Annotated in this window: 15 protein-coding genes; 8 read left to right on the top strand and 7 right to left on the bottom strand. The window is 39.7% G+C overall.

Features of this window, described 5'->3' with window-relative positions:
• Positions 1–38 precede the first annotated feature (38 nt).
• From LEP1GSC199_RS08045 to LEP1GSC199_RS08055, 3 genes are read right to left on the bottom strand one after another with little or no spacing between them, the layout of a single operon-like run.
• Positions 39–1,592, bottom strand: a complete 1,554-nt coding sequence (locus LEP1GSC199_RS08045) for an OmpA family protein (RefSeq protein WP_002980358.1) — start codon at positions 1,590–1,592, stop codon at positions 39–41.
• A gap of 29 nt (positions 1,593–1,621) precedes the next feature.
• The gene (gene serS, locus LEP1GSC199_RS08050) at positions 1,622–2,878 is read right to left on the bottom strand and encodes a serine--tRNA ligase (protein WP_002980499.1); all 1,257 of its coding nucleotides are present in this window, start codon (positions 2,876–2,878) and stop codon (positions 1,622–1,624) included.
• Positions 2,871–3,680, bottom strand: coding sequence for a TatD family hydrolase (locus LEP1GSC199_RS08055; protein WP_039926387.1), 810 nt, complete (start codon positions 3,678–3,680; stop codon positions 2,871–2,873). The genes serS and LEP1GSC199_RS08055 overlap by 8 nt, the downstream gene beginning before the upstream one ends.
• Before the next feature lie 105 nt (positions 3,681–3,785).
• Here LEP1GSC199_RS08055 and LEP1GSC199_RS08060 point away from each other — a divergent pair, with 105 nt between their 5' ends.
• The 4 genes from LEP1GSC199_RS08060 to LEP1GSC199_RS08075 are packed head-to-tail and all read left to right on the top strand — an operon-like array spanning position 3,786 to position 7,432.
• Positions 3,786–4,775: a M23 family metallopeptidase gene (locus tag LEP1GSC199_RS08060; protein ID WP_002980319.1), complete on the top strand. Its 990-nt coding sequence runs from the start codon at positions 3,786–3,788 to the stop codon at positions 4,773–4,775.
• Positions 4,775–5,128: a bactofilin family protein gene (locus LEP1GSC199_RS08065; RefSeq protein WP_002972551.1), complete on the top strand. Its 354-nt coding sequence runs from the start codon at positions 4,775–4,777 to the stop codon at positions 5,126–5,128. Before LEP1GSC199_RS08060 ends, LEP1GSC199_RS08065 begins: the two co-directional genes overlap by 1 nt.
• 8 nt (positions 5,129–5,136) lie before the next feature.
• Positions 5,137–5,607 (top strand): YaaR family protein, encoded by a 471-nt coding sequence (locus LEP1GSC199_RS08070; protein WP_002980282.1) that lies wholly within the window; start codon positions 5,137–5,139, stop codon positions 5,605–5,607.
• Between the two features lie 4 nt (positions 5,608–5,611).
• Positions 5,612–7,432: an ABC transporter transmembrane domain-containing protein gene (locus LEP1GSC199_RS08075; protein WP_002980337.1), complete on the top strand. Its 1,821-nt coding sequence runs from the start codon at positions 5,612–5,614 to the stop codon at positions 7,430–7,432.
• Here the strand turns inward: LEP1GSC199_RS08075 and LEP1GSC199_RS08080 are convergent.
• From LEP1GSC199_RS08080 to LEP1GSC199_RS08090, 3 genes are read right to left on the bottom strand one after another with little or no spacing between them, the layout of a single operon-like run.
• Positions 7,406–8,302, bottom strand: coding sequence for a ParB/RepB/Spo0J family partition protein (locus tag LEP1GSC199_RS08080; RefSeq protein ID WP_002980449.1), 897 nt, complete (start codon positions 8,300–8,302; stop codon positions 7,406–7,408). The two genes, LEP1GSC199_RS08075 and LEP1GSC199_RS08080, sit on opposite strands and share 27 nt — an antisense overlap.
• 4 nt (positions 8,303–8,306) lie before the next feature.
• Positions 8,307–9,068: a ParA family protein gene (locus tag LEP1GSC199_RS08085; RefSeq protein WP_002980384.1), complete on the bottom strand. Its 762-nt coding sequence runs from the start codon at positions 9,066–9,068 to the stop codon at positions 8,307–8,309.
• The gene (locus LEP1GSC199_RS08090; RefSeq protein ID WP_002980301.1) at positions 9,061–9,804 is read right to left on the bottom strand and encodes an RsmG family class I SAM-dependent methyltransferase; all 744 of its coding nucleotides are present in this window, start codon (positions 9,802–9,804) and stop codon (positions 9,061–9,063) included. The genes LEP1GSC199_RS08085 and LEP1GSC199_RS08090 overlap by 8 nt, the downstream gene beginning before the upstream one ends.
• Before the next feature lie 58 nt (positions 9,805–9,862).
• On the opposite strand from LEP1GSC199_RS08090, the gene LEP1GSC199_RS08095 reads away from it, so the two are divergent.
• Entirely contained in the window at positions 9,863–10,588 is a 726-nt protein-coding gene (locus LEP1GSC199_RS08095) for a hypothetical protein (protein WP_002980395.1), read from the top strand.
• A gap of 380 nt (positions 10,589–10,968) precedes the next feature.
• On the opposite strand, the gene mnmG is transcribed toward LEP1GSC199_RS08095, so the two are convergent.
• A complete protein-coding gene (gene mnmG / locus LEP1GSC199_RS08100) occupies positions 10,969–12,843 on the bottom strand; it encodes a tRNA uridine-5-carboxymethylaminomethyl(34) synthesis enzyme MnmG (protein ID WP_002980275.1) in 1,875 nt (624 codons plus the stop codon).
• Between the two features lie 169 nt (positions 12,844–13,012).
• Here mnmG and LEP1GSC199_RS08105 point away from each other — a divergent pair, with 169 nt between their 5' ends.
• The 3 genes from LEP1GSC199_RS08105 to dnaA all read left to right on the top strand — a co-directional run bounded on the left by LEP1GSC199_RS08105 (position 13,013) and on the right by dnaA (position 16,375).
• A complete protein-coding gene (locus LEP1GSC199_RS08105; RefSeq protein WP_002980249.1) occupies positions 13,013–13,936 on the top strand; it encodes a branched-chain amino acid transaminase in 924 nt (307 codons plus the stop codon).
• Positions 13,937–13,941: 5 nt separating this feature from the next.
• Entirely contained in the window at positions 13,942–14,874 is a 933-nt protein-coding gene (locus LEP1GSC199_RS08110) for a hypothetical protein (protein WP_002980441.1), read from the top strand.
• Positions 14,875–15,049: 175 nt separating this feature from the next.
• Positions 15,050–16,375 (top strand): chromosomal replication initiator protein DnaA, encoded by a 1,326-nt coding sequence (dnaA, locus tag LEP1GSC199_RS08115; protein WP_002980289.1) that lies wholly within the window; start codon positions 15,050–15,052, stop codon positions 16,373–16,375.
• Positions 16,376–16,441 lie beyond the last annotated feature (66 nt).

Raw genomic sequence — 16,441 nt, forward strand, 5'->3', positions numbered from 1 at the left:
ACTACCTTTTCTCTGGAAAGAGAAACGGCAAGGAAAAATTAAGGATCGGTCAGTACAAATTCTGTTCTTCTATTTTTTTTAGACGATGCCTCATCTGTCCCTTGCACCATCGGTTGGGTAGGTCCCTTTCCATCGGTAGATAGGCGATTAGAATCCACCCCTTTTGAGACTAAATACTGTTTTACGGACTCTGCTCTTTCCTTTGACAGAACCATATTATCTTCAAAAGTTCCCGTTAAATCAGTATGACCGATGATCTTCATTTTCTTGGTAGAATTTTCATGTAAGTAGTCAACGATAGCATCTAAAGGTGCAGAGGATTCTGGTTTTAAAACTGAGGAAGCACGTTCAAAGTAAACTGAATCCAAAGAGATTTTTTTAGTCTCTTCTAGTTTCTTTTGCACTAGATTTTCTTGTTTGGGAACGGATGCCGTAAACACATCAAAAGATCTACCCTCTACCCTTCGGCAGAATAAAAAAGTTTTCTTAACCTGTTGGAAAACGATATAGGCTTCGTCTTCTGTTGAATTGATAGGAGCCCCTAAATTCTCAATATCCTTAAAAGTATCTCCAGCAATTTTTGCCATATACAAATCAAAACCACCGTAACCACCAGGTCTATTGGATGAGAAAAAGAGAATACTTCCATCATCATTAAATGCAGCTGCGATAGTCGCATAATTATCATTAATGGGTGATGGCAAACGTTTTGGATTAGACCAGGAATTATCCTTAAACTGACTAAAGTATACTTTAGCCATATTTGGTTTACCGAATGGATATCTTGTAAAGAGTAAAGTGTCTCCCAGTAAATGGGGATTTTCTTCAATTTCTTCTGTATTGATTGGACTAGGCAAAGCGACTGGTTTACTCCAAGACCTTCCATTCCAATTTGAAACATACAAATCTCTAGAAATGCCAACCTTACCATCGGGTAACATCACTTCAACGGAGCCGTCTCTGTTTGATGATAACAATAGTGTTTTTCCATCTCTAGCGATAAAGGGGCTTTGGTCATCGAAAGCAGAATTTAATACATCAACTTCTTCTGGAAAATCCCATGTTCCGTCTTTTTTGCGTTCTGATTTAAAAATCTCTGTGTATCCACGACTCGAACGTTTGGAATAAAAATATAAAGTCTTAGCATCAGGAGTCATCGTAGGACCAAATTCCTGAAACTCAGTATTGATCGGACCTTGGATTGGTGCTACGACCAAACTTGGTTCCAGGTCGGGCGTTTGGCTATAAACAGATTTAGGAATTGAAAGAAGGGAAAACAAAAGACTAAGATACAATGCACAATAAACGCGATGCGATATATATCCGGTAATTTTTGACTTTAGATGCTCTTTAGTTTTGCGAATAGACGCATAACGATTAAAAATAATTACTCCTCGGGAATAAACGTGATTCGCATAACTTCCGATTATTATAGATTTTCTGCTTAGCGTATAAGCACCGCGGAATTGCGCTTTTACGCATTGCGCATAAATCCCACCTATTTGTTTCCAATAACTGAATAAGGTATATTCCCCAACTGAATAACAAACGTTTTTAATAGTTGTAAAGATTGATAAAAACAAATAGGGCATTTGACACCTCGGTCATCTGCCCTAAATTTTTAGCGAATGTATGGTTTTAATACATCCGGAATTTGGAAGGTTCCATCCGCTGATTGATAATTTTCGATCACTGCAGCCAGTGTTCGACCGATCGCAAGACCGGAACCATTCAGAGTATGGACGAGCAGGTTTTTTCCTTCCTTTGACTTGTATCGAATTTTTCCCCGTCTTGCTTGATAGTCTTTGAAGTTAGAAACAGAGGAAATTTCCATAAATCGACCAAGACCCGGCATCCAGACTTCAATATCGTAGGTTTTAGAAGAGGCACTGGACATATCTCTGCTGCACAGAAGCATGATTCGATAAGGAAGTTTCAGTTTTTGCAAAATCGACTCTGCATCTTGAAGCATCTTTTCGTGTTCAGTTTGGGAAGTCTCTGGTTCTACAAATTTTACCAACTCCACTTTTTGGAATTGGTGCACACGAACAAGGCCTCTCGTGTCGCGTCCATAAGAACCGGCCTCACGACGAAAACAAGGAGTGTGGGCGCATACAGAGATTGGTAACTCTTTTTCAGAAATAATTTCATCACGATAGTAATTGGTGAGAGGAACTTCCGCAGTAGGAATTAAATTGAGGCCGTCTTTTTCCAGTCTGTAAAAATCCTCCGCAAATTTCGGTAGTTGACCTGTAGCTGTCATGGATTCATCATTCACAAGCACCGGAACCCACATCTCTTCATAACCATTCTCTGTTGTATGAGTATCAAGCATTAGGTTCATGAGAGCCCTTTCTAATTTGGCACCAAGGCCGCGATAGGTGTAAAACCTTGCTCCCGAAAGTTTCACTCCCCGTTCAAAATCAAAAATACCTAATTTTTCCCCAATATCAAAATGGGTTTTTGCTTCGAAGGACAGTTTCGGAACTTCTCCCCACTCTCGAACTAGGACATTGTCTGCTTCTGATTTTCCTTCCGGAACAGACGGATCCAGTAAGTTAGGAAGTCCTAAATTAAGATCATGTAATGACTCTTCTTCTTTAGTTAATTCTTCTTCGATGGCTTTGATTCGGTCGCCAACTCCCTTCATCGATGCAGAAATTTCGGTGATGTCTTTGCCTTGGGATTTTTGGATTCCAATTTCTTTGGAAACTCGGTTTCGTTCTGCACGAAGATCCTCCACTTCTAATTTTAACTTTCGTTGTTTTTCAGAAACAGATTTAATTTTTGCTTCAATGTCTGCGGAAGCAACACCTCGCTTTTGTAAGGTGGAAAGTAGTTCCTCTGGGTTTTGGACAATACGGTTGATATCAAGCATGGTGATAGGCCTTTCTTTCTGTAAATTTTATGGAATTTTGGTAAATGCGATCTGCTACTTCCGAATTGGTTTCTGTTCGTAAGGAAAACATCTTCTCTAATACAAATGGAAGATGTGAGGAATCATTTCGTTTTCCTCTATGTGGCATCGGTGATAAAAATGGTGCATCCGTTTCAATGAGAATTGTTTCCAATGGAATTTTACGCGCTGCTTCTTGGATATCAGTAGCAGACTTAAATGTAACAATCCCAGAAAAGGAAACATAGTAACCTAAATCAACAAACTGTCTGGCTGCTTCATAATCATAAGTAAAACAATGAATCACACCAAACGCTTTTGTTTTGTATTCTTTTAATGCTTCATAAGTATCTGCAAAGGCATCGCGCGAATGAATCACAACAGGCAATTTATAATCGGAAGAAAACTGTAAAAACTTTCTAAGGACTTCATTTTGCGCCAATCGAGTACTCGCATCATGATAGAGATCGACACCAATCTCTCCAATGGCTGAAAATTTTGGGTCATTCATTCGGGATTTTGCTAAATCTAAAATTTGATCGGCATTAGGAAATTCATGAGTTTCCGTAGGATGGCAACCGATTGAATAAAAAATCTCTAAGTCTTTAGAGGAATGAGTTTCTGAAATACGAACAGCCTCGATAGAACTAGGTAAATCAATCCCAATTTGCACCATTCGGTCTACTCCAGCAATTCGGGATTTCGCCAGAGTTTCTTCAATCTCTTGGCCTTGTTCCCGAATTATGTCTAGGTGGCAGTGTGTGTCGATGGTTGAATATCCCATAAATAGCAAGATTTGTAATTTCCACTGGATGAAAATGAAAATTCAATCGAAAGATATAGTGGGTCCATTAACTTTTGTTTAAATAGTCGAAGGTCTCGAAAGAACGTGGAAGTAAAACAAAGACTACATTTAATTTTCTACCGTTTGCGGTATAAAGTCCAGGAATGGAAGCTTAAGTTATCCCAACGTTATGAGGATCTTGACAAAAAAGGCCGTGAACGTCTGACCATTATGGTCATTCCTCATACCGACCGCAAAACCATAAACTTTGTCATCTCCTACAAAGCCATTTCTATCTTTATTGGGATTATGGTCATTCTTCTTGTGATCAGTGCTGTGAACGTTTTATCACATAGTGGATCCATCCACCAACTCACAGAACTCAATTTAACCAACAAAGATTTTATCAGACAATCTTCCAAAATGAAGGAAGAGGTAAATTCTCTTCACGAAACCATTCAATACTATTATGAAAGAATTTCTAACCTCTATATCAAATTAGGTGGTGATCCGTCTCGAGTTTCGAAAGGAATGGGTGGACAAGCAGGACAATTTCTCGCATTACAAGGAACACCTCAATCCGACATTACGGATGAATCCTTTCGCATCAAAGAAGACATTCATAATTTAAAGTTATCTTCCGAACTTTCAGAAGAGATCATCAAACTTATCAAAAAAAGAAAGAGTATCATTCGAAACACCCCATCCATTTGGCCAACGAAGGGATATGTTTTGTTTCCTTTTGGAAATTATATCTCTCCTGTTACAGGTAAAGAAGAAGTGAATCGAGGTTTGGACATTGGATCCTTTCCTGGTGCGGAAGTCATTGCCACAGCTCCCGGAATTGTATTCGACACAGGATACTCGCCAGCCACAGGTTATTACGTAAAATTATCTCATAAGTTTGGATGGAAAACTATCTACTCCAATCTCGATCGAATTCGTGTTAAGAAAAATGAAAAACTCTCCAAGGGCGACATCCTAGGTTATGTTGGAAAATCTCCAGAAAATCCGATTTACCATCTTCATTATGAAGTACATGTTGGTACCCAAGCGTTGAATCCATTTTCATTTCTCAACCAAATTCAAGAATAATGTCCAATCCATCTACAGAAGAAGAATTTTTAGTTAATAGCATCATTGGGGAAGGCGCCGAGTTCGTAGGCGAATTCAAATTCCCAGGCCTCATTCGTATCGATGGAAAATTTCGAGGGGTGCTCGAAACCACCGGAAAGGTACTTATAGGAAAGTCCGGAATCGTCGATACAGATATCAAAGCACGTGTGGTAGTTGCCGGAGGAGAAATCCGAGGGAACATCTATGCAACAGAACGAGTCACGTTACTTTCCAGTTGTCGATTAGAAGGAGATATTGTTACTCCTCGTTTAATCGTTGAAGAAGGTGTAGTGTTTCACGGAAAATGCACGATTAACCCCACTCGTCATTAGGCGGGTTTATGATCATCCAAAACAACAACCCTAAGTCGGTATCCACTCAGGCGAAAAAAGGGTCCAAAGAAAAACTCTCCGGCTCCCTTGGGCCAGTGGATGAATCCAAACAAAGTTTTTTAGATATTTTAGAATCTATTGTTCCCGCAGGAAAAGAAGAAACAAGAGAGCTGAATGAACTTTGGAAAGACCTACCTGATTTGGAAAAAGAACTCATCAAAGATCCAAACCACAAAAACCTCGAATCGTATAAAAAACATATCAAACAAATTGCGGAGCTCATCCTCAAAAAAAATTACAAAGTGATGCAAGCCCCACAACGCGGACGAAATGACCAAAAGGATGTTCGTTATGTCAAGGTTGTGGATGAAAAATTAGATTTACTTGCAAAAACTATGTTTTCACCGAACAACAGTGCCTTTGTAATTTTGAAACAATTAGATGAAATCAGAGGTCTACTTATTGATCTAAAAGGATAATTCTTTGCAAACACCTGATCGGCCTAAGTCGAAAAACATCCGCGTTCTCTCCAAAACTTTTTCTTATTTAAAACCCTACAGATTCCAAATGGCACTTTCTTCCTTTGCCCTCCTTTTTACTGCAGGAGTTACTTTAGGATTAGGGCAGGGATTACGCCATTTAGTGGATGCCGGTTTTTCGGCTAGATCCAAACAAGAGTTAGGTTATTCTCTCGCCTTTATTATTTTAGTTGGGATTCTTCTTGCGATCGGAACCTATATTCGTCACTACACAGTTTCTTGGATTGGAGAGCGTGTTGCTTCTGACATTCGAAGGGATGTATTTAAACATATCATTTTCATCCATCCCAGTTTTTTTGAAACCAATTCCCCTGGAGAAATTCAGTCCCGAATCACAACTGATACCACACTCATCCAAACAGTGATTGGGTCATCCGCATCGATTGCCCTCAGAAATATTTTGATGTTTGTGGGTGGGATTATTTTTCTTTTTATCACCAATGCCAAACTTTCAATGATTGTCCTCCTTAGTGTTCCCTTCATTGTATTTCCGATTTTGTTTTATGGAAAGAGAGTGCGTAATCTTTCCCGTAGCACACAGGACAAAATTGCAAGTATTGGAACTTACGTAAGTGAATCCCTTCTTAATATTAAAATTCTGCAATCCTTCCACCACCAAGAAGAAGACATCCTAAAGTTTACCCAGACGGTGGAAGGCGCATTTGATGTTGCTGTTGCCCGTATCAAACAAAGAGCACTCCTCATTGCAGCTGTGATTCTTTTTATCCTTACCGGCATCAGCGTAATGCTCTGGATAGGAGGAACCGATGTGTTAGAAGGAAAGATCACTGGTGGGGAACTGATCGCATTTTCTTTTTATGCGATAATGGTTGCCAATAGTGTCGGAGCCGTATCCGAAGTGTTAGGAGACTTGCAACGGGCAGCTGGCGCTACAGAACGATTGATGGAACTCTTATTATCCGAATCAGAAATTAAAGATCCACAATTGCCAACACCCATCTCTACTATCATCCAACCAATTGCAGAAAACCATTCTCTCAATGGTTCCTCCAAACGGAACGGTCTGAAAATCAATTTAGAAAGTTTATACTTTTCTTACCCATCCCGTCCCGACCACCAGGCTCTGAAAGGAATCCATTTAGAAATTCCAGCAAACAAAACAACGGCTCTTGTTGGTCCTTCTGGCGGAGGAAAGAGTACACTTTTTGAACTCATCCTACGATTTTATGATCCAACGAAAGGAAGTATACGGATTGAAGGAATTGATCTGAAAGACCTGGCTCTAAAAGATTTGAGATCCCTCATTGGTTTTGTTCCCCAACAACCCATTCTCTTTAGCGGAACCTTACGTGAGAACATTGCCTATGGAAAGCCCAATGCAAGTTTTGAAGAAATAAAGAAAGCAGCAGAGAATGCCTATGTCACAGAATTTCTAAACCAACTTCCCGATGGATATGAAAGTAATCTAGGTCATTTGGGAACGAGACTCTCCGGGGGACAAAAACAAAGGATCGCGATTGCAAGAGCCATACTTCGCAATCCAAGAATTCTTCTTTTAGATGAAGCTACATCGGCACTCGATTCTGAATCAGAACAAATGATCCAACGTGCTTTGGATTTTTTGGTAAAGGAAAGAACAACCATCATGATTGCGCATAGACTATCGACAGTTGTGAAATCAGATCAGATTGTAGTGATTAAGGAAGGGGAGATTGAGTCCGTCGGTACACATGACGAACTCATGAAAAAAAGTGAATTGTATGAACGATTGGCGAAACTACAGTTTCACACCGAGCTGCTCTAGAATTCTTTCCATGTCACTTAGGTTCGCATAAGAGAAAACGATCTTTCCTTTTCCGTTCGTTTCATTGTGAGCCACTTCTACTTTGGAACTGTATTTGTTTCTGAGTTTGGATTCTAACTTTACAATACTGGCATCGCGTTTGTCTGGACCCACTGAAGATGACTTTGATTTTTTATCTGGGTTCAAAAGATTGGAAACGTAGTTTTCTACCTCGCGAACATTCCATCCTTCTGCGATAACCTTTTGTCCCACTTCGAATTGTTTTTTGGAATCGGGAATTGAGAGAAGGGGACGAGCTTGGCCTTCCGAAAGTTTTCCTTCCTTAACCCAATCTTGTAATGGTTTCGGAAGTGCCAAAAGCCGAATCAAATTGGAAATGGTCGCTCGGTTTTTCCCCACCCGAGTCGCAAGATCCGTTACCTTTAACCCGCGTTTGTCGATGATGGCTTGGTAAGCTAATGCTTCATCCATGGGATTTAGATTTTCCCTTTGGATGTTTTCAATCAGAGCAAGCTCCATCATATCTGCTTCAGAAATGTCCCGTACGATCGCTGGTATCTTTGCAAAGCCGGCAAGTTTGCAAGCCCGAAGTCTCCTCTCACCTGCCACCAAAAGAAATCCAGAACCAGAAGGGTTCTTCTGTACTACGATGGGTTGGATCACTCCATGTTCTACAATGGTGTTGGATAGTTCTTGGATCGAGGCATCCGAAAATTGTTTTCTTGGTTGGTGCGGGTTTGGTAAAATTTCTGTGACTTTGATTTCACGAAGACCACTCAGTTCCTCTTTTGAAATCTCTACATTGTTTTCATTGACTGGAATTAAATTCCCAAGTCCTCTTCCTAAAACTTTACCTTTGCCGAGTGCCATAACGTTATGCCTTCCCTACAATTTCTTCCGCTAAACTTTTATAACTCTTAGCACCTACACCATCAGGATCATAATAGTTGATTGGTTTTCCAAAGGACGGCGCTTCAGATAATTTTACATTTCTTGGAATGACAGTTTCATACACTTTCTCTTTGAAGTAGTTGCGAACATCTTCTGCTACTTGGTTTGCTAAGTTGGTTCGTTTGTCATACATCGTGAGTAGTACACCTTCAAGTGCAAGAGAAGGATTCCATTGTGACTGCACGAGAGAAATAATTCGCATCAACTGCGAAAGTCCTTCGAGTGCAAAGTATTCTGTCTGCAAAGTGATCATCACTGACTGTGAAGCACAAAGTGCGTTGATGGTAAGAACACCAAGAGAAGGAGGGCAATCGATTAAAATATAATCATAGGATTCTTTGATCGAAGCCAAAGCATCTTTCAATTTGAATTCCTTTTTTTCCATTCCTAGAAAGTCGACTTCCAAACCGGAGAGATTGATGTTTGAAGGAATGATATCCAAATTGTTTACGAAAGTTTTTTGAACCGCTTCTCTTGCAGAGAGTTCTCCAATCAAAACTTCATAAGTAGTTTTATGTAAAGACTGTACTTCCAACCCAAGACCTGAGCCTGAGTTTCCTTGCGGATCAATATCGAGGAGAAGAACTTTTTTCCCCAATTCAACAAGATTGGATGCCAAGTTAATCGCCGTGGTCGTTTTACCAACTCCACCTTTTTGGTTACTGATCGAAACGATTTTACCCATTCTTGCTTTTAGTCTCCTTTACGATTTCTTTCCAGTCGCGGGGATATCCCTTTTTAGGAAGGGAATTCTTTTGCAGTATTTTGATATGTCTCTTTCCCACAAACTCTAATTCGGGAATGGGAATTTCTTTTTTCATATAGAAACCGTTGTTCGTAAGAACCTCTGTTTCTTTCTCCAAATCTTGGTAGGGTTGTGCAAGGAAGGGACATAAGATTCCTTTTTGTTTCACCATCCGAGCTGTTACTTCCGCAATGTATGGATAAGGAACCATCGCTCGTGAAGTAACCACATCGAAATTGGAGTTAATCTCTTCCGTGCGTGCGTAGATAAACTCGACTCGCTTTTTTACTTTGGAAAGACTACCACTCTCTATCTCTGTTTCTAGGAGTGCCAGTTTTCGTTTCTGAGAATCGACAAGAAATACATGAGGAGCTTTTTTTAAGAGGGCAAAAAGAAAACCGGGAAGTCCGGGCCCAGTTCCGACATCGGCAACATTTGTTTCACGTGAAACGTATCCTGTGCTTTTTAATTTCCAAACATAGATCATCGATTCCAGAATATGTCTCTCGAGGATTTTTTCTGAATCGTTTCGAGAAAAGAATCCGCCTTTCTCATTGTCTCGTTTGAGAAACTCATAAAAATTCTTCACTAGTTCCCAATCAAACTCGGGTTCGAGTGCTGGAAATAGATCAGGGATGATGGTTTGGATTTCTTCTTGGATTGTTTTTTCTGACATAATCTCGTTATCGTTTTAAATGAATTCGCCGATGTCTCCTGTAGGAGAACTCTTTTCCATGATTCGAATCATCAGTTTTTTAATCATCCTTTCCTTTCCTATTTTAGGTTACACACCCGGCAAGTGGTCCCACAAAGATGCTTATCTTTTTAAAAAAATTAAAAAAGTTCCTAACAAGGAAATCGTCCGCAACGCAGAAGGACAGGTGGTTTATGTCGCAGAGTATGAATATAACACTGATGGAAAATTGATCAGCGAAACCTATTCTGATAAAGAGGGAAATGGTGATGGCAAGACAACCTTTCGATACACCGATGGACTCGTTTCCAGTGAGGAAGTCTATGACAACGGTGGTCACCTTGTTGAACGTAAAGACTTTCAATTCAAAGGTCGTGCTTTGAAAAAGATGAATGTCAAAGATGGTGAAGGACGACTACTCATTGTGTATTCCATTGAAAGTGATGGAGAGGGAAATGTTTTTGCTGCTGAAGGTAAAAACTTAGAAACCAAAGACAATGAATCCTTTCGTTTTCAAATCGATCCGAAACGACCCAATGTCCAAATTCAATACTTGACTGATGATAAGAAAAAAGGTCTCGGTGAGATTCATTTCAAGTTTGATGCGAAAGGAAATCTTGTCGAAAGAGAATTCTTTCAAGGTGAGAATCGACGTGTGCACAAACTCAAATACAAAGCAGATGGAAGTTTGGAGTCCCATTCGTTTCACGTGAAACAGGGCGACAACTGGCTCCTAGAAAAGACCCATGTGCTCGTTTACGATTAAAAGAAATTGAAACTAATTTTGTGCAAGTTGATCGCTCGAACAAAGAGCTGATAAAACAAAAGTTGGAAAGTTTGAATGGATAGATCCTGGTGATCTTAATCTCGATTCAGTTTGAATCAGAAATTGAACATCGAAAGAGACTCATTTGAGCACTTAATATTTAGATTTTCTTTCGTAGGTTTAAGAGTATTTTGCAACGTATCCAAATCAGTAAATCAAGGAACTGATTGGAAATGTAAATTCAGAAGGTATCGAAAGTAATTCAGATATTACTACGAACAATGAGAAGTAGAAACCAGGAAGGATATCCTTCTTGGTTTTTTTATTTGAGGAGAATTCTTTTTCGAATGCTGAATGGATTCTCTATCACGAATCAATATCTATCGTCTGTCCACGAGATGATAGAGTAAAAGATCTACATCGGAAGGATCCACACCAGAGATGTGGAGTGCATTTTCTAAATTCAAAGGTCGATGTTTTTCTAACTTCACCACGGCCTCAGTCTTCAAACCTTTCACGCTGGCGTAATCAAAATCAGAAGGGATTTGAAAGTTTAAAAACTTATTACGATATTCGATAGTTTCCAACTCGCGTTTTAGATACCCTTCGTATTTAACTTCCATTTCGAGAACTGCTTTCTCATCTTCATTCAAGGATTGTAACTCAGAAAGAATTGGTTCGATATCTTTGATTTTGATATCGGAACGTTTTAAAAACGAAGCTACTGTGTGACCGAATTTATAATTTTCGATCTTCCTCTCTTCTAAAACTTTTGTGAGTTCTTCTGTAGGCTTCATGGAAGTCACAAACATCTGTGTTTTGATTTTTTCAATCCGAGCGTAACGATCTTTCATATCTGTATAGAGAGGCTCTTCTACAAGTCCCATCTCGTATCCATACTTCATAAGTCTTCTGTCGGCATTGTCTTGGCGAAGGAGTAGGCGGTATTCTGCACGGCTCGTAAACATTCGGTAGGGATCTTCGACTCCCTTATAAACCAAATCATCTACAAGAACTCCGATGTAAGATTCACTTCGTTTGAAATGAATGGGTTCTTCTTTTTTGACAGATCGAATCACATTGTATGCGGCAACAAGTCCTTGTGCGGCCGCTTCTTCATAACCTGTAGTGCCGTTGATCTGACCTGCATGATAGAGGCCCTTCACCTTCTTTGTTTCGAGTGTGGGATTTAATTCTGTTGGATCTACAAAATCATATTCGATAGCATAACCCGGCCGCATCAGTTCCACTTCTTCTAATCCTTTGATGCTACGAAGAAACTTCCATTGCACTTCTTCAGGCAAACTTGTGGAGACACCATTCAGATACATCTCGTTGGTTTCATAACCTTCGGGTTCGATAAAAATTTGGTGGCGATCCCGTTCGGCAAAGCGAACTACTTTGTCTTCAATGGAAGGACAATACCTTGGCCCAATACTTTTGATCTGACCAGAATACATCGGAGAGAACTCCAAGTTTTGTTTGATCAGTTCATGAGTGGTATCGTTTGTATAAGTGATATAACAAGGAATTTGTTTACGATCAATCTTAGGAGTGGAGAAAGAAAAGGGACGCGGGTTCTCATCTCCCTCTTGAACATCAAGACCCTCAAAGTTGATTGAGTTTTTGTGAACACGAGCAGGGGTTCCTGTCTTTAATCTTCCAAGTCGCAATTCAAATCTCGCAAGTGTATGAGATAGACCTTTCGTTGTCGGCTCCCCAATACGGCCGGATTCTTTTTGGTAAGTTCCAATATGAATCACACTAGAAAGAAAAGTTCCTGTAGTTAAGATTACATGTTTGGTATAAAACGTAAACCCGCGCCCAGTAATGACACCAGTCACTTGGTTTCCTTCCACAATCAAATCTTCCACAGTGTCTTGTCTGATCGAAAGAGTTTTTAATTTTTCCAACTGGTGTTTGATCATCAATTGGTATTGTTTTTTCTCTGCTTGTGCACGAGGAGCCCAAACCGAAGGACCTTTAGATGTGTTTAACATCTTAAATTGAATTCCAGTTTGGTCAATGACTCGGCCCATAAGACCACCAAGGGCATCAACTTCACGAACCATATGTCCTTTGGCAATTCCACCAATGGCGGGATTACAACTCATCTGGCCGATGGTATCTAGGTTCATTGTGATGAGGAGAGTTTTGAGACCGGCTTTGGCAGAAATGTAAGCCGCTTCTGATCCGGCATGTCCAGCACCGACAACGATACAATCAAATTGGTTGGGATAAAAGGATGGATTCATATTATGTCTTCTTAAGTATTCGTTCGTATCAAAAACGAGTGTGAGTTCTAATTCTTGTTCTACTCTTTAGAACGATATCAAAACCATCGGCCTATGGTTCGAGAGAAAAAAAGATAAAATTCATTTTCTAATTTTGAAACTTCAGAAGATTGGAGTGATAGGAATCTCAATGGCTCAGAATTCATTCCCTTATTCATACTTTGAAGGTAAGATCGTTCCTTCCGAAGACGCAAAAGTCAGTGTCCAAACCCATGCATTACAATATGGAACCGGAGTTTTCGGTGGGATCCGTGGATACTACAACGAAACCAAAAAAAATCTCTATGTCTTTCGATTGCCGGAACATTGCAAACGTCTTGTGAACTCCACAAAGATCATGCAGCTTCAAATCAAAATCACACCAGAAGAAATCCAATCGATCATTTTGGAACTGCTCCGTAAAAATGAAGTGAAACAAAATGTTTATCTTAGGCCTTTCATTTATACTTCTGCCTTACAACTTTCTCCCAGATTTCATGATGTGAAAGCAGACATCACAGTGTATGCTTTGAAGTTGGACGATTACCTAGATACGCAAAATGGTCTCACGACGATTGTATCATCTTGGCAAAGATTTTCGGATAACCAAATTCCTACACTTTCCAAAGTCAGTGGTGGGTATGTAAACTCAGCTCTAGCCAAATCAGAAGCCGTACAAAATGGAATGGATGAAGCGATCTTTTTAGATGCGCGGGGGTTTGTATCGGAAGGATCTGCGGAAAATTTGTTTATCGTTCGTGACGGAGTGATCCATACACCCACCATTCCTTCTTCTATTTTGGAAGGAATCACTCGTCGCAGTATCATCCAAATTGCGAAAGACTTGGGTTACCAAGTAGTCGAAAGGGACATCGCTCGTTCGGAACTCTACATTGCTGATGAATTATTTTTTTCGGGCACAGGTGTACAAGTCGCTTGGGTGAAAGAAGTGGATCGAAGAATGATCGGCGAAGGAACGATTGGTCCAATCACCAAAAAAATCCAATCGGTATTCTTTGAAGCAGTGCGTGGCGACCAACCAAACTACATGAGTTGGCTCACTCCGGTATACTAGTCACAATGTCTGATACTTTGTTTTCTTTCGACCAAGTGTCAGGCCAAGATGTTGCACTGACTTACCTGAAATCTTTTGTAAAAGATAGATCCAGAATTCCAGGTTCAATTATCTTTCATGGTCCCGATGGAGTAGGGAAGTGGATTGCGGCAGAAAGATTTGCAAGACAACTCCTTTGTTTGGATGGGACGTCTTGTGGTGTTTGTGATTCCTGTAGGCAATTTATGAAAGGAGTCCATCCTGACTTCATTCAATTTCCCAGAAGAAAGAACATTGCGATTGGAAAAGAAAAAGATCCTGAAGACTTCACGATTCGTTGGCTTTTGTCTTCACGGATTCCTTACAAACCTCATACATCCGATTACCGAGTGGTTTTATTTCCAGAAGCCAACCGCATAAACAATGAAGCAGAAACCACACTTCTTAAAACTTTAGAAGAGCCACCTCCCCATACAAAGTTTATCCTCATTGTTAATGACTTACGAAATTTAAAACAAACCATTGTATCACGATCAGTTTGTATTCCCTTTAACTATCTCCCTCAAGATGAGATCAAAAAAATCCGAAGAAATGAAATTTCCGAATCTAAACTTTATTATGGTGGATCTCTCAATCCATTTGAAATCGCAGATGAATTTTTAGAGGAATGGCATGAGAACGTAAAAGAACATTGTCATGATTCCATTTTGTTATTCAAATTGGAAAATTGGGTGCGCGATCAGTTGGGAGAATTTCGATCCAACAAAGAAGGACTTACCGGAATTGACTTTTTAGAAATGATTTGTCTTTTACTTCTCTATGAATACAGACAAAAAAACTTTGAAGCCAATGTAGGACGAATCGAAGCCATCTTAGATTTCAAAATGAAGCTACATTATGAAATCCCTGCCTTAGAGTACATTCTTTTATCACAACTTTTTTTAAGACTAGCTACTTAACAACAACCACCTAACAAATAATATTCGGCAATCGTTAGAAAAATATTTTTGGAGACATAATTTTTTTATCAGAGTCGACTATTTTTTCTAGTTTGGATCGTTTCTCGATTTTTCATTTGAATTCTACCTACTTGCTAAAAGTATAGTACCCGATTTCACATTTAGGGCGGGAAACTTGGACAAACGTTGGGAAGAAATTTTAGAAGAAATATCGAAACAGATACCTCCCAAGTACTTTTCCAATTTCATTGCACCACTCCGATTCGAGAAATGGGAGAACCAAGTGGTTCACTTGATGGCACCATCCACAGGAATCAAACGCCATGTGGAAACCAAATATGTGAGTTTTATAGAGGATGCCCTCTACCAAGTGGTCGGTGATCGTTTCAAAGTATCCATTCTTGCAGAATCCGAAGCCTCATCACAAATTTTTAAAGAAGTCATCCAATCAAAGTTCGATGAATCTGACTCAGACCTAAATCCAGAATTTATTTTTAGTAATTATATTACTTCTGATTCCAACAGGATCGCTTTTACTGCTGCCAAAAGTGTAGCGGAACAACCGGGAAAATACAATCCACTGTATATCTTTGGACCAGTTGGGGTTGGAAAAACTCATTTGCTTCATGCGATCGGAAACGAGATCAAAAAGAAGGATCCTTGGAAAACAGTTCGCTATGTGAACAGTACCTCTTTTTTAAATGAATTTATTTTTACAGTCCGGCAGAACAATCGTGAGTCTCTTGAGTCTTTCAAAATACGTTACCAGTCTTATAATGTTTTACTCTTTGATGACATTCAGTTTTTAAATGGTGGAGCAGAAAAAACCCAAGAAGAGTTTTTTGCACTATTTAATTTCCTTTATGATAGAAAACGCCAGATTGTAATCGCATCGGACAGACCAAGTTACGAACTTCCGTTACACGAAAGACTCAAATCTCGATTTGTGCATGGTCTCCAAGCAGATATCAAATCCCATGACTTGGCCTTACGCATTGAACTTTTGCGCGCCAGCTTTTCCGAATTTAACATTCCTGCTAGTGACAAACTTCTTCTTTGGCTCGCCGAACGTTTGGAAGGTGACTCCCGAGCGCTTATTGGAATTGTAAACGATTTGGTATTGTACAAAAAAGCCTATGAATACTTTTTACTCACCGAAGAGAAAATTCAGGAAATTGCTGAAGCCCGATTTCTCACGAATAAAAAGAGAATTGGGTTCAGTCCTGATATGGTCATTGATTTGGTCTGTGAAAGAACGAATGTGGCCCGCAAGGATTTACTAGGGAAGAGCCGTAAGGCCGATTTTATCCCACCAAGGCATTTATGTATGCTCCTCCTGCATGACGTCCTTCACGTGCCTAAAGCACAAATTGGCAGGATTTTTTCTACCACACATTCCACTGTCATTCATGGAATTGATAAATTCAAAGAACGAATGAAATCGGATTCTCAGTGGGAAGACATTTTCCACTCCATCAAACACAAAATAAGTTTCCAATAACCTGTGATTAACCCGATGACTACCTGTCGATAAACTGTCGATAGGACATAGTCAGTCCTTATTGTC

This window comes from Leptospira vanthielii serovar Holland str. Waz Holland = ATCC 700522 (assembly GCF_000332455.1).
GTDB classification, from domain to species: domain Bacteria; phylum Spirochaetota; class Leptospiria; order Leptospirales; family Leptospiraceae; genus Leptospira_A; species Leptospira_A vanthielii.

What these genes read in the sequence shown, in the direction of transcription:
- LEP1GSC199_RS08045 (WP_002980358.1), bottom strand. Translation starts at nt 1,592, where the DNA reads ATGCCCTATTTGTTTTTATCAATCTTTACAACTATTAAAAACGTTTGT.
- serS (WP_002980499.1), bottom strand. Translation starts at nt 2,878, where the DNA reads ATGCTTGATATCAACCGTATTGTCCAAAACCCAGAGGAACTACTTTCC.
- LEP1GSC199_RS08055 (WP_039926387.1), bottom strand. Translation starts at nt 3,680, where the DNA reads ATGGGATATTCAACCATCGACACACACTGCCACCTAGACATAATTCGG.
- LEP1GSC199_RS08065 (WP_002972551.1), top strand. Translation starts at nt 4,775, where the DNA reads ATGTCCAATCCATCTACAGAAGAAGAATTTTTAGTTAATAGCATCATT.
- LEP1GSC199_RS08070 (WP_002980282.1), top strand. Translation starts at nt 5,137, where the DNA reads ATGATCATCCAAAACAACAACCCTAAGTCGGTATCCACTCAGGCGAAA.
- LEP1GSC199_RS08080 (WP_002980449.1), bottom strand. Translation starts at nt 8,302, where the DNA reads ATGGCACTCGGCAAAGGTAAAGTTTTAGGAAGAGGACTTGGGAATTTA.
- LEP1GSC199_RS08085 (WP_002980384.1), bottom strand. Translation starts at nt 9,068, where the DNA reads ATGGGTAAAATCGTTTCGATCAGTAACCAAAAAGGTGGAGTTGGTAAA.
- LEP1GSC199_RS08090 (WP_002980301.1), bottom strand. Translation starts at nt 9,804, where the DNA reads ATGTCAGAAAAAACAATCCAAGAAGAAATCCAAACCATCATCCCTGAT.
- LEP1GSC199_RS08095 (WP_002980395.1), top strand. Translation starts at nt 9,863, where the DNA reads ATGATTCGAATCATCAGTTTTTTAATCATCCTTTCCTTTCCTATTTTA.
- mnmG (WP_002980275.1), bottom strand. Translation starts at nt 12,843, where the DNA reads ATGAATCCATCCTTTTATCCCAACCAATTTGATTGTATCGTTGTCGGT.
- LEP1GSC199_RS08105 (WP_002980249.1), top strand. Translation starts at nt 13,013, where the DNA reads ATGGCTCAGAATTCATTCCCTTATTCATACTTTGAAGGTAAGATCGTT.
- LEP1GSC199_RS08110 (WP_002980441.1), top strand. Translation starts at nt 13,942, where the DNA reads ATGTCTGATACTTTGTTTTCTTTCGACCAAGTGTCAGGCCAAGATGTT.